The sequence below is a fragment of the Carboxylicivirga linearis genome (assembly GCF_018271995.1).
In the GTDB taxonomy this organism is placed as follows: domain Bacteria; phylum Bacteroidota; class Bacteroidia; order Bacteroidales; family Marinilabiliaceae; genus Carboxylicivirga; species Carboxylicivirga linearis.
The window spans coordinates 395,482-409,783 of the sequence record NZ_JAGUCO010000002.1 but is presented as its reverse complement, the minus strand read 5'-3'; the positions used below and the strand labels follow the sequence as shown (position 1 = coordinate 409,783).

8 protein-coding genes are annotated in these 14,302 nt (G+C 35.7%); 3 read left to right on the top strand and 5 right to left on the bottom strand.

Going from position 1 to position 14,302, the window contains the following annotated elements:
- Positions 1-11: 11 nt before the first annotated feature.
- Complete coding sequence (locus tag KEM10_RS05020; RefSeq protein ID WP_212214278.1) at positions 12-1,820, bottom strand: glycoside hydrolase family 15 protein; 1,809 nt, start codon at positions 1,818-1,820, stop codon at positions 12-14.
- A gap of 152 nt (positions 1,821-1,972) precedes the next feature.
- Between KEM10_RS05020 and KEM10_RS05015 the strand changes: the two genes are divergently transcribed.
- Positions 1,973-4,183 carry a bifunctional alpha,alpha-trehalose-phosphate synthase (UDP-forming)/trehalose-phosphatase gene (locus KEM10_RS05015; RefSeq protein WP_212214275.1) on the top strand — a complete coding sequence of 737 codons (2,211 nt, stop codon included), beginning with the start codon at positions 1,973-1,975 and terminating at the stop codon, positions 4,181-4,183.
- Between the two features lie 65 nt (positions 4,184-4,248).
- Here the strand turns inward: KEM10_RS05015 and KEM10_RS05010 are convergent, their stop codons facing one another.
- Genes KEM10_RS05010 through KEM10_RS05000 form a run of 3 tightly spaced genes read right to left on the bottom strand, consistent with a single transcriptional unit; the run spans position 4,249 to position 9,906 of the window.
- A complete protein-coding gene (locus KEM10_RS05010) occupies positions 4,249-5,619 on the bottom strand; it encodes an efflux transporter outer membrane subunit (RefSeq protein WP_212214273.1) in 1,371 nt (456 codons plus the stop codon).
- A 3-nt stretch (positions 5,620-5,622) separates the two neighbouring features.
- Positions 5,623-8,760, bottom strand: a complete 3,138-nt coding sequence (locus tag KEM10_RS05005; protein ID WP_212214271.1) for an efflux RND transporter permease subunit — start codon at positions 8,758-8,760, stop codon at positions 5,623-5,625.
- Positions 8,761-8,763: 3 nt separating this feature from the next.
- Positions 8,764-9,906: an efflux RND transporter periplasmic adaptor subunit gene (locus KEM10_RS05000; RefSeq protein ID WP_212214269.1), complete on the bottom strand. Its 1,143-nt coding sequence runs from the start codon at positions 9,904-9,906 to the stop codon at positions 8,764-8,766.
- 291 nt (positions 9,907-10,197) lie between these two features.
- Between KEM10_RS05000 and KEM10_RS04995 the strand changes: the two genes are divergently transcribed.
- Complete coding sequence (locus KEM10_RS04995) at positions 10,198-10,686, top strand: PaaI family thioesterase (protein ID WP_212214267.1); 489 nt, start codon at positions 10,198-10,200, stop codon at positions 10,684-10,686.
- 645 nt (positions 10,687-11,331) lie between these two features.
- On the opposite strand, the gene KEM10_RS04990 is transcribed toward KEM10_RS04995, so the two are convergent.
- Positions 11,332-13,383: a helix-turn-helix domain-containing protein gene (locus KEM10_RS04990; RefSeq protein WP_212214265.1), complete on the bottom strand. Its 2,052-nt coding sequence runs from the start codon at positions 13,381-13,383 to the stop codon at positions 11,332-11,334.
- 314 nt (positions 13,384-13,697) lie between these two features.
- Here KEM10_RS04990 and KEM10_RS04985 point away from each other — a divergent pair, with 314 nt between their 5' ends.
- A complete protein-coding gene (locus KEM10_RS04985; RefSeq protein ID WP_212214263.1) occupies positions 13,698-14,276 on the top strand; it encodes an ankyrin repeat domain-containing protein in 579 nt (192 codons plus the stop codon).
- Positions 14,277-14,302 lie beyond the last annotated feature (26 nt).

Below are 14,302 nucleotides of genomic sequence, written 5' to 3'. Positions count from 1 at the left end.
TCGGGGCTTTTTTAGTGTTGTATAGTATATAAGATTTGTTCTTCTTCGGTTATCTGCGCACCAGATAGAGTAATAGCTGTTTCAATAATAGCCAAGTGCGAATAAGCCTGCGGAAAGTTCCCTAATAATCTTCTGGTTTTAAAGTCCAGATCTTCACTAAACAAACCTAAGTGGTTGGCTGACTTTAAAAGGTCGTCAAATTTTTGTTTAGCCTCTTCTTTTAAACCGATTTTATACAAACTCTTTATTAGCCAAAATGAACAGATGGTAAAAGCGGATTGTGGTTCACCAAAGTCATCCTCATTCTTATACCTAAACATCAAACCTTTGTATTCAAGGTCTTTTTGAATAGCCAATACGGTTTTTTGGTATTGATCACTGCTTGCATGAATAAAATCATAGCTTTCCATCAATAGTACAGAAGCATCTAAATCATCGCTACCATACGCTTGAGTAAATGCTTGCTTTTTCTCAGACCATGCATTTTTGTGAATATCAATTTGAATTTCTTCTTTCAGTATCTTCCATTCATTTGCATATTGATCGCATTTCAACAGTCGAGCAATTTTTTCCGCCCTGTCAATAGCAACCCAACAAAGCACTTTACTAAAGGTGAAATGTTTTCCTTCACTTCTAATTTCCCAAATACCTTTATCTGGTTCACACCAGTTGTCTTCAACAATGGTTACAATATTTCTAACAATGGTCCATAAATCCTCGCTTCGTTCCAGTGTGATGGAATACAATTTAAAGTATTGTAAAATTACATCCATCAAAATACCATAGATATCATTTTGCTTCTGAACGTATGCTGCATTACCAACTCTAACAGGCTTGCTGCCTTCATACCCTTCAAGGTGGGTTAACTCTAATTCATGCAGGAATTTCTCTCCATGAATTCCATACATGATTTGCATCTTTTCACCTTTGTCCGGCATCAGGTTAACGATAAAGTCAAGATATCTTTCAACAATACGCGTATGGCCTAATCGAGTCATGATTTTTACCACCATAGAGGCATCACGAATCCAACAGAAGCGATAATCCCAATTTCGAACCTCTCCAATGGTTTCAGGTAATGAAGTGGTAAGTGCCGCCAGAATAGCGCCCGATTTTTGATAATTCAGTAGTTTTAGAACTAAAGCACTTCTTAATATAGCATCTTCATACTCCTGAAATGTTGTGGTACGCTCAGTCCAGTTTAACCAATATATTTTTGTTCGCTGATGTTTTACATACGAACGGTTAGTGGTTTGTTTTAATAGTTTCTGGTTATAACTTAAAAGAAAAAACTCACTTTTTTCAATCGTTATTGTACTAGAATCAATAATATTTTGTTTATCCAGCGAAGAATATAAATAAATTGAATCGTATTCTCCTTCTGTCGTATGAGCCTTAATATAATCATCCTGAATCTCAATTTCAGTAGGATATTCAGCATACTCTAAACGTGGGTTGAAATCTACCACCACATCAACTTTACCCGAAATATGCTTAACGTATCTAACAATATCAGGTGGAGTATAATACTTGCCGTTTTCATTTCTATAGCGTGGCATAAAATCATGCAACTCAAACTCTCCGGTGGCACATATAAAACGAGTTACTAATATGTTGGTACGCCATAGGTAAAATTGTTCTGTTCTATGCTCTTCAACGGGCCTGATACCAAATGATCCTCCTTTTTTTTCGTCCAACAATTTTGCAAAGGTTGACGGGGATGCAAAATGAGGTAAACATAGCCATTCTATCGAGCCTTTATCCGAGACCAATGCTGCACTTCTACAATTACCAATTATTCCATAATTGAGATTTTTCATAGGCTAATAACTATTATCGATTTTAATTGTTAAAACGGTAAGCTTATTTGCTTCAATAATGCGAAAAAAGCTTATTTTTATGTATTTTGCTACTTTTCGTAGCATTTGTTGACGAATTAATATTTTTAAATCCTAAAATATAACTTGAATTTATGTCGAAATTACACATTGTAGCTAATCGATTACCTTATAGTATTAAGAAAGAAGATGATGAAATAGAGCTGATTGCTAGTGTTGGAGGCCTCGCAACGGGGATGAAATCTGTTTATGAAGACTATGGAGGGAAATGGATTGGTTGGTCTGGCCTGAATTCGGATGATCTTGAAGAGAAAGAATCACAAAAGATAGATTCTCTGTTAGGTGAAAAAAATTGTGTTACCGTACCTTTAAGCGAAAATGAAATATTAGAATATTATGAGGGCTTTAGTAATAAAACCATTTGGCCCTTGTTTCATTATTTTACTCAATATGTAGATTATACACCTGCAAATTGGGAAACTTATAAAAAAGTTAATCAGCGTTTTGCTGATAAAGTGTTGGAGGTTTGTGAAGAGGGAGATACGGTATGGGTACACGATTATCAGTTGTTACTGGTGCCGGAAATGATCAAGTCGAAAAAACCTGGAGTTACGGTAGGTTTCTTTTTACACATCCCATTTCCTTCCTACGAGGTTTTTAGAATATTACCCTGGAGAATGGAGTTGTTAAAAGGTATGCTAGGGGCCGATTTATTAGGTTTTCATATTTATGACTACGAACGACATTTTATCAGTTCGGTTAGAAGGTTGTATGGGTATGAAATCAATTTTAATCAAATAAACCTCGAAGATCGTGTCATTAAAGTGGATGCCTATCCGATGGGTATAGACTACGATAAGTTTGTGAACGCATCTACTGACATCATGCATAAAAGTATTCATGAACGATCAGATCTTCATAAAGAGCTGGAGAAATATTTTTTAATGGCTCCTCAACGAAGATTGGTCCTATCAATCGATCGTTTAGATTATTCGAAAGGTATTCCACAACGACTGAAAGCATTTGGTAACTTTTTAAGAAAATATCCTGAATTCAGAGGTAAAGTAACCATGATAATGCTGGCTGTTCCTAGTAGGGGACATGTAGAAGAATATCAGAAATTAAAGAAAGAGGTAGATGAGTTGGTAGGCAATATCAACGGTGAATTTGGTAAGGTAAACTGGGTGCCGGTCTGGTATTTCTATCGTTCTTTACCATTCGAAAACTTAATAGAGTTATACGCCTCTTGTGATGTAGCATTGATTACTCCGTTGCGCGACGGTATGAACCTGGTTGCAAAAGAGTATGTAGCTTCACGTATCACCGGTACAGGAGCTATTGTTCTTAGCGAAATGGCAGGAGTGAGTAAAGAGATGGGAGAGGCCATCACCATTAACCCTATTAATGAGGATGAAATTGCAGATGCTCTATATAAGGCTCTTACCATGCCTGTGGATGAGCAAAAAGAGAGAATGCAGCTATTACAACACCGTATTCAGAGATACTCTATATTTAAGTGGGCAAGTGAGTTTGTAAATGATTTGAATAAGGTTAAAGAATTGCAACAAGAGTTTTTGGCAAAGAAAATCTCCAAAACAGTTTATAAAGAGATTGACGAGAAATATGCAAGTGCTCAAAAAAGAGCTATTTTCCTTGATTATGATGGTACACTTACCGGTTTTCATAAAAATCCTCTGGAGGCAAAGCCAAATCAGGAGTTATTTGATATACTAAATCGGTTAATCGAAGATAAAAGAAATACCGTTACTATTATTAGTGGACGAGATAGGTATACCTTAGAAAAATGGTTTGCCGATGTGCCTATTAACCTTATTTGTGAGCACGGTGTTTGGCTTCGAAAATTAGGTGAGGAGTGGGAAACACTTACCAAAGTAAATAACGACTGGATGCCAATGATTCGTCCTATTCTGGAGCGTTTTGTTGATCGTACACCTGGTTCGTTTATTGAAGAAAAGAACTATTCTTTGGTTTGGCATTATCGAAAGGCAGAACCGGAGCAAAGTGAAATAAGAGCTAATGAGCTTAAAGATGAGTTGTTAGGATTGATTGGTAACCTGAATCTGGAAATAATGGAAGGAAGCAAGGTTATAGAGGTTAAAAGCGGTGGTATAAATAAAGGTATTGCAGCCTTGCAGTTTATAAAAAATAAGAAATTCGATTTTATTACTGCCATAGGTGATGACTGGACTGATGAATTTATGTTTCGTGAACTACCTAATGAAACAATTAGTATTAAGGTGGGACTAAAACGAACAGCAGCAAATTACAAGCTCGAATCTGTTGAAGCAGTAAGAGGATTTCTGAAGAAGTTAGGTGAATATTAAAATAGTACAATAAAAAAAAAAGGATGGTTTTCACCATCCTTTTTTTTAGCATTTTTATATCAATATTATTCCCATCCTCCTCCTAAGGCCTGGTATAATTTAATATAGGCTTCAAGTAATAATTTTTCATTTCCAACCAGCGATATTTGTGCATCAAACGCCTGTCGTTGATTTTCCAGGAATTCGATGTAACTGGCAACTCCTTTATCATATCTGTCTGCAGACAGTAATAGAGCATTTTGAGCAGCTCTTACATGTTCTTTAACTGCAGCGTTTTCTTCTTTTAGAGTTTCAATGGTAATTAATGCATCTTCTACTTCTCTAAAGGCATTTAATGCCACGTTTTTGTAGTTATAAATGGCTGCTTCCTTATTGTTTTTCTCAGCTCTTACTCGGTTAATATTCTGATTCCAACTAAATATAGGACCTAATAAACTACCATTGATATTCCAGGCAGGATCTCCAGATGTTAATTGGCTTAGATCATTACTGGCAAGGCCAAGCATTCCGGTTAAACTAATTGATGGTAGTCGATTAGCCAGAGCTACTCCAACTAGAGCATTTTGGGCTACTAGTTCTTGTTCTGCTTGCAATATGTCAGGTCTACGCAATAAAATATCTGCAGGCACTCCGGGTGGAATGTCCGGAATTCCTTCAATACTTTGCAAAGAAACATCTGAAACTATTCCTCCAGGGTTTTCACCTAATAAAACCTTTAGCGCATTTTCTGCTTTTTTTGCTAATCGCCGATTAAGAGGGATAGCCTTAGCAGCAATTGCCTTTTGGATTTGAGCCTGATTAACATCTATCTCTGGAATAATTCCGGCTTCAAATCGTTGTTGAATAATATTTAAAGAGCTATCCCTTGTAGCGTATGTCTGAATCGCAATTTCAGTTTTTTCACGATACTCCAAAAGGGTAAAGTAGGTAGATGCTACAGTTGAAATTAAAGATAGTTTTAACGATGCTAAACCATATTCAGAAGCCAGGTATTGAGCTTTGGCATTCTCATTCAAACGACGATATTTCCCCCAGAAGTCCAATTCCCAGCTTGCTTGCCCGAAAACGCTGAAATTATTCATTACATCTTCTGTTTGAATCAGGGCGAAATTTCCTCGTTGTGCCTGTCCCTGATATCCAAATTTTGGCAACATTTCAGCTTTTTGAATGTTCAAGGCATGCATGGCTGCTTCTACACGTTGTGCTGTAGCCAATATGTCGTAATTGTTTTTTAAAGCTGTTGCAATGAGTGTATCGAGTGTTGGATCGTCAAAGACATCCCACCATTTAATACTTGCGTTAAAGGTAGTATCATCACTATTAATGAAGGTTTGGGGAATATCCATTTCAGGTTGAGAATAATTCTTGCCCATTCTGCAACTGCTTACTATTCCCAGAAATATTATAGTGATGAATAAATATATAGTATTCTTCATAGTTTATTCTTTTGGCTTTGCTAATTCTCTTTTTTTCTCGTAACCGGCTATTTTTCCTATAAAAACAAAGAGCATAGGATACATTACAACCCCCAATACAGTAGCGAGTGTCATACCACCTAATAATGCCATTCCCATTACCTTGCGAGCTTCAGCTCCTGCACCCGACGCCATCACTAAAGGAAAAACACCTAAAATAAACGAGAAGGCTGTCATCAGAATTGGACGGAAACGTAATTTAGCTGATTCAATTGCTGCATCGAAAAGGCTCATTCCTTCATCGAATTTTAGTTTGGCAAACTCCACAATTAATATGGCATTTTTCGCAGCCATGGCAATCAGCATTACTAATGATATTTGCATGAATACATTATTTTCAAAACTTGGGCTAAACCAGCGTGAGATCATAATGAATGTCATGGCACCCAAAACAGCAAAGGGAGTTCCCATTAAAATACTAAATGGTAATGTCCAGCTTTCGTATTGTGCTGCCAAAATTAGAAACACAAAGATGATAGCAAATATAAAAACGGTTGATCCGGATCCACCGGCGACTTTCTCCTGATATGACATGTTTGACCATTCATAACTCATTTCTGCAGGAAGTGATTCGTTAGCCACTTCTTCCAGAGCATCTAATGCCTGAGCCGAAGTAAATCCTTCGGCAGGTGAACCGGTTAATTCTACAGAGCGATACAGGTTAAAACGATTGGTAAAATCAGCACCAGTAGTTTTTTCAACTGTTACCAGAGATGAAAGGGGTAAGCTTATACCATCTTTATTTTTAACAAAGAAGCTATTCAGCTGATTTTCATTCTGACGATATTCAGGTTCGGCTTGTAAATAGGCTTTGTATAAACGGCCAAATCGGTTAAAGTCGTTTACATAAGCACCTCCCAAGAATGAGCTGATAGTAGTGTATAAATCACTTAAAGGAACCCCGGCTTTAAGAGCCTTATCCCGATTAATATTTAATCTTCGCTGTGGAACATCAGCTCTAAATGTGGTGTAAATATTACCAATTTCAGGACGTTGCATTGCCTTGGCAATAAATTGGCTTGATTGTTCTGCCAGATATTGTGGCGTTTGGCCTGATTTATCCTGAAGTATCATAGTAAAGCCTGATCCGTTACCTAAGCCGGGAATTGCTGGTGGTCCAAAGGTGAAAACTTGTCCCTCTTTTAATTTTGTATATAATAAACCGTTTAAAATACGTGATATTTCATTGGCTGTTTTATCGCGTTCGCCCCAATCGCTCAATGTTAAAAACATAACTCCGGCATTGGTTGCCATACTTCCCGAAAGAAGATTAAAACCAGTTGCTGTAGCTACACTTTTTACTTCCTCAAGACTTCTGATTATCTGCTCTGCTTCAGATGCAACTTCATTGGTTCTTTGAATGGATGCAGCATCGGGTAGCTGTATATTTACAAATAGATAGCCTTGGTCTTCTTCCGGTATAAAGCCACCTGGTACAAAACGACCGACTATCACAATAGCTACTGTACAAATACCAATAAAAATAACGCTTCGCGTAATCTTACGGGTAACAATATTGGTTATTTTCATATAGCTTACTGCCGATCGATCAAATACCTTGTTAAATCCTTTAAAGAATTTTCCTAAGATATTATTGGGTAAATCTGTTTTGCGCAATAATAAACTGGCAAGGGCAGGAGACAATGTTAAAGCGTTTACTGATGAAAAACATACGGAAACAGCTACGGTAATGGCAAATTGCTGGTATAATCGACCGGTAATGCCTCCCATTGATGCAACCGGAATAAAAACAGCTACCAATACTAATGTGGTTGCAATAACCGGGGCTGTTACTTCTTTCATCGCCTTGATGGTAGCATCTTTGGGATTAAGTCCGCTTTCGATGTTTACCTGAACAGCTTCCACTACTACAATGGCATCATCAACCACAATACCTATGGCCAATACCAGTCCTAGTAACGAAAGTGTATTAATAGTAAACCCAAGAAGGGGAAATAACATAAAAGCTCCAATTAATGAAACTGGTATGGCAATGGTTGGTATCAGGGTTGCCCTCCAATCCTGAATAAATATAAATACAACCAGAATAACCAACAATAGGGCAATTACTAATGTTATTGCAACCTCTTTAAGACCAGCTGTAATTGGAGCAGTAGCATCCAGTGCAATATCATATTCAACTCCTTCAGGAAAACCTAGTGAAAGCTCATCCATGGTTTCAATCACGGTTTTACCTAATTCAACCGCATTGGTTCCCGGTGACTGATAAATGGATAATATGGCAGTTGGTTTACCCTGATATTGGGCATTTGTACTGTAATTTTCAACCCCTAATTTTATCTCAGCAATATCCTTTAAAAGAACCTGACTTCCGTCTTTATTGGTTCTGATGGCTATTTTTCCAAATTCTTCTTCCGATACCAATCTATCAGGCATTGTAACTGTATAAGTGAACTCTGTTCCATCAGGAGCAGGTTCAGCACCGAACTTACCTCCCGGGACAATAATGTTCTGTTCGCGAATGGCAGCCATAATTTCAGGTACCGTCATATTTAATTGTGATAAACGATCGGGTTTAATCCATATTCTCATCGAATAATCACTGGCACCCAATACCTGAACACGTCCCACACCTTTAATACGAGCCAGAACGTCCTGAATATTAATGATGGAATAATTTCCTAAAAATTCCTGATCATACCTTCCATCGGAAAAAACACTCAGTGCTAAAACAATACTACTCATACTTTTTTGAGTGGTAACACCTAATCGCTTTACTTCTTCGGGTAATTTTGCAGTAGCAGCCGAAACTCTGTTTTGAACAAATACAGTGTTCATATCAGGATCCGTTCCTACTTCAAATGAGATATCGATTGCCATACTTCCGTCTCCAGCATTAGTTGACTTCATGTAAAGCATGTTTTCAACACCATTTATTTGTTGTTCTAAAGGTGTGGCTACCGATTGTTCAACATTAAGAGAGTTGGCTCCTGTATAATTAGCTCTAACCTGTACCATAGGTGGAGTAATATCCGGATACTGTTCCATCGGTAGGTTTGTGATGGATAAACCGCCAACAATGAGGGTAACTATTGCAATTACCATGGCAACTATTGGTCGCCTTACAAAAAAACTTCCCATAGCTTATTGATTCGTGTTTCGTACTGAATTAAACTTTGTATCAACAGGATTAACAATCATACCTGACTTTATCCTGTTTAAACCTTCCAGTACCACTTTTTCATTAGCTTCAATTCCCGACTTAATGACGGCCATGTCAGCTTCAAAAGTTTCAATCTCAATGGATCGGTGCTCAACTTCATTGTTACCATTAACAACGTAAACACTGTATTTGCCCTGAGTTTCAAGTAAACACTTCTGCGGTATAAGTATTGCCTCTTTTAAGTTTGCTAGCTCAGTTCTGATTTTGGCGTATTGCCCGGGCCTGATTAATTCATCAGGATTAGGAAAGGATGCCTGTACCAATAATGTACCTGTAGTTGGGTCTATATTTCGTCCTACAAAATCAGCATTACCTTTGTATTTATGAACCGAACCATCAGCAAAAATCAACGTCATTCTTGGTTCTCTATTTTTCCTTTCCTTTTGCATTTCTTCTATAGATTCTCTGTTTTTGCTAATATTTAGATATTGCAATTCTGTTAAGTGAAATCGAACCAGAATAGTGTCTAATCTAGAGACTGTATTTAAAACAACCGGATTAGGCTCACGCCCCACGTAATCAGATACTTTTGCTTCTGATCTGCCAATAATACCCGACAAAGGAGAATAAATTTTGGTATAGCTTTGTTGTATCTTTGCATAATCAAGGCTGGCGTTTGCCGCTTCTAATCCGGCTTTGGCTGCACCTAGGTTAGCAACAGCAGCATCATAATCACTTTTACTTACAGCATTGGTTTCAGATAGTGGTTTATACCTTTCGTAATCACTTTGAGCTTGTATTAAGCGTGTTTTTGCTTCAGCAACTTTACCCAATGCCTGGGCTACCTTGGCATCGAATGGTGCTGGGTCAATGCTGTATAACAACTGACCTTTCTTTACATGTCCTCCCTCCTGAAAATGGATTCCTTCAAGATAGCCGTCTACCCTGGCTCTGATAGCAATATCAAACAAGCCATAAGTTTGACCAACAAAATCGAAGTAAACAGTTATTTCTTCAGGTTGAGTGATGTAAACAGGAATTGTTTCTTCCTGCACTTTAACACCATGTGATGTACATTGCACAAAAACCAATGCAATAAAAAATAGATGGAAAATTTTTTTCATTTGAATATAGGTTTTGGATAGAATATGTTTTCGGTTAAGTTAGTTTACTAAGTATACTCTTGTGGTTTTTCAATCTCAGTAAGCAATATACAAAAATAGTTATTTGTTTGTAAGGTAAATTTCATGTTTTATATTTCTTATCTAATTTTATTAGATAGTATATTTTTCATGTTTTATAAAAAGAGTACTTTGAAGATTGTACAGAGTGTATAATGATCTAAATATCAATTATAAAATGTTATTTGTATAATATTCATATCAGTTTAATTTTTTTGCTTTAAATCAAATTGTATGTCGGAATTAAAAAAAATATTTAATCCTTTTTTAGAAAATAAAGGTAGAGATTATCAGTGTTTTGGCTGTTCACCTCATAATTCTGAGGGCTTGTTGATGGAGTTTTACTCTGACGGAGAGTGTGTATATGCAGATTGGAAACCCAGAAAACACTTTGAAGGATACAAAAATGTTATTCATGGTGGTATACAGGCTACATTAATGGATGAGATTGCCAGTTGGACAATTTATTCGATAGTAGGAACCGCTGGTGTAACTCAAAAGATGGAGGTAAATTATCATCGACCATTATTTGCAAATGTTGAATACATTAAAATAAAGGCAACCGTAAAAAATAAGACGTCAGAGCAAGCTGTTATAAAAACCGAAATAATAAATCAAAAGGGTATTGTCTGCAGCAGTGCTGATGTTGCATATTACCTGTTTCCATTGAAAATTGCTGTGCTCAAATATCATTACCCGGGAAAAGATGCTTTTTGGAAATAAAAAAAGCCCCGCTCTTAAGGAAAGAAAACGAACGGGGCAAGGGGAAAACAACCTGTCTGGAAAGATATTGCTAAGATAAATAAAAAGAATTCATACTTATGTTCACGATTGTTTCATTATGATGAAAGTGTATTTTTGTTACATTAAATTGGATTATGAATACATAAATAGTTTACCGAAATAAGAATTGGTCATTACTATTTTATTTACTCAAATGTGAAGCTTATTTTATTAAGATACACATAATGAGGTGTATGGATGTGATAAGTGGGGTAAATGTGATCATTGATTAGGTATATATGACTGAAATGTTTCAATCCTTTGATTTTAATTTTATATAAAAAGTCGATTAATATTACAGAATCAAGATGCTTTATGAATAAAAATACAAGTTACTTTTGAGTAACCTGTGATGTCGCAAAACATATTAGTTGAAAGTGTTTTGTATTGATATTTGATTATGTATTCTTAATTAATGGTGTCCGTTAAATATCTTCATTCATAATGTTATGCTTTTGTTTACATGCAACTCTGCTGGAGTTGTACTGAGGAGGCTTATTTCTTGAATTCTTTTAATTAATCGGACAGTACTGATTCATACTAAAAAACAATACATTGTTATTCAAGCAACTCACTTAATTATCTCTATTTGAGAGTGGAAATAAGTCCTTCGTTTTCAAGTTTACTTTTTATCTTTTTGTGGTTTTGCCAAAATTGTTGTTTAATGGTATCCATTATACCAATAAACTCTGAAGTGTTTTTAATAGTTTGAAAAAGTGGATCATTAGGGGTGAAAAGGGGTACCCATATTTGAATACTTTCTTCTTCTGAGAATTTCTTTAAGTATCGTATTGTATTCTGATCATCATTCATATAAGCGTAATATGCTGACCAAAATAAGTTGCGATATACTGATTGATCTTGTTCTATAAATGTTTTATAATCAGTAATTAATTTCTCTGCTTCAACATACTTGCCAACTTTACGATAAACATATGCCATTTCAACATTTTTATGGATATAGGATTGTAACTGCATGTATTCTCTAATAGCTAAAAATTTATCGAAATATTTTGCTGCTTCATTCCATTCTTGCTGATAATAACAAACATTTCCTATTTCCAGAATAATGTCAAAACGATTGGTGTCTTTTGCCAATGCTTGTTTTAGTAAGTTTTTAGTTTGATTCAGATCTTGGTTCTTAGCATATAAAATATAAGCTTTTACATATTCCGAAAATAAGTTATCGGGATTGTATTGTAGTGATTGATCAATGGAAGTCAATGCTTCATCAACAAAGCCAGTTTGTATAAGTGCATTACTTAAATGAAGATATATATAACTGGTTGTGGAAGAATCGTAGGAGGCAATATCTAACCGGATACCTTTTAATGCATATTCGAGATATTTTTTGGTGTCAGGCAAATGATTGGTATAAACATCAGATAAGGTATTAATAACTGTTGCTGAGTTTGGGTTGTACTCTAGCGCTTTTTCAAGATATTCAACCGCTTGATTATAATCTGCATTTTTAATGTAATACAGTGCTTTTGCATTTAAAGCAACAGCCAGTTTAGGATTAAAAAGAAGGGCTTTGTCAGCATAATGAATAAGAGAATCGGTGTATGTTTTATTGGGTGAGAATAGATCTAAGTAATAATATGAGAACGCCAAAACAGCGTGTGCATGAGCAAATTCCGGATCTTCATTAATAGCAAGCTTTATCAATTCAATTCCTTCCCTTAATCCGGGTAATGATTCTTTATGTAAATGATCTAATCCTTTCAAATAATAGTCGTAGGCTACTATGTTTTGTGTTGGAATTTGCTCAATTTGTTCCTTCTCTTCTGGTTTTAAGATGATTTCAATAGAGTTAGCAATTTTTTTAGCTACCTCCATCTGTATAGAAAAAATATCAGCGGTTTGTCTGTTGTATTGTTTCGACCATAGATGGTTGTCTTTATTAGCCTCAATAAGTTGGATGCTCAATAATATTTGATTTCCAATTTTTTGACCACTTCCTTCAACAATGTAACTTACACCAAGCCCTTCAGCTATTTCAGGTGCCGAAAGCTTTGAATTACGATATTTTTCTACAGAGGTTCGGCTGACAACTCTCAATTCACCAATAGATTGCAAATTGTTTAAAACAGACTCCATTAAACCATTAATAAAATAAAGATTGGTTGAATCATTACTGTCGTTTTTAAAAGGCAAAACGGCTATGGATTTATCCTCAGTTTTATTTGAAGAATAGTTTTGGCTTAGGTAAATGAAAATTGCAATGATAAGTAATGCTGCAGCTGTAAAGTATGGCCAATACTTAAAAAATGAATTAATGCTATTTGTTTGATTTGTTTTTACTTCAATCTTTTTACTCTGTTGGTTCACTTCTCCCGGAGGGTAACCATATTGTTCTCTAAAGCATTTAATGAAATAAGAGGTGCTGTTAAATCCTACCATGTAGGAAACTTCCGATACTGTTTTCTCATTTGCCTCTAATAAGGACATTGCTTCTTCAAGACGAATTTTTCTTATAAACTGACTGGCAGAACAACCTTTTTCCTTTTGTATTCGTCGTAAAAGATTAGAGCGACTCATACCAACTTTTTCTGCCAGTTCTGAAACACCAAAGTTTTCATTTTCGATATTATTCAGAACTTCCTGTTTAAGTCTGTTTATAAAATTTTTTACCATTGATGGAGGATGCTTTCGAATAAATACTTTTTGCAAGATACTAAATAAAGGGATTAACTGATTTGTGAATAAAAAATACGACTCGATTAGAAAGTGTTGGATCATTAAATCAACAAAAAGAAATGAACTAATAAGTTTGGGATTTTACCTCGTTTGCGTCATATTTTATATGCTTGCTTCATATGTTTTATGAGCTGTTCAAACTTTATGCTATTGGCTGCATGGTTGATTAATAGTGCGTCACCTTATAACGCAACTTTACACTATCAAAATTAATTACTAATTAACCTGTCAACAGGATAAAATTGAAAGCTATGAAAACAAAGATGAATGTTAATCGAATTTTAGTACTAATGTTACTTTCATTAAGTATGATTGGTATGCAGGCGTGTAATAGTGTAAGTCAAAAAGAAGGTAAAGAAACACACCAAACGGCTAAACCATCGATGGATTTGCCAGCAGCTGCGTTTATGGGAGATGTTAATGCCATTAAGGCCCACATTGCAATAGGTACCGACTTGAATCAAAAAGATCAGTATGGTTCTACTCCTTTAATTATTGCTACAACCTTTAATAAAATTGAGGCCGCCCAAGCCTTAATTGATGGAGGGGCAGATTTAAATTTGAAAAGTGCAGATGGCTCAACAGCTTTACATACTGCAGCATTTTTCTGTAGGGTTGAAATTGCTCAATATTTACTTCAAAAAGGGGCTGATAAAACGTTGAAGAATAGTTTTGGATCAACTCCAGTAGAAAGTGTTTCAGGTTCATTCGAAGATGTCAAAGCAATTTATGAGCAGCTTAACCGTGATTTGGGGCCATTAGGTTTACGATTGGATTTAAACTATTTAGAAGCGACCAGACCAAAGATGGTAGTATTGCTGCAAAAATAAAAGTGTAATTTATTTATCAATCAGAA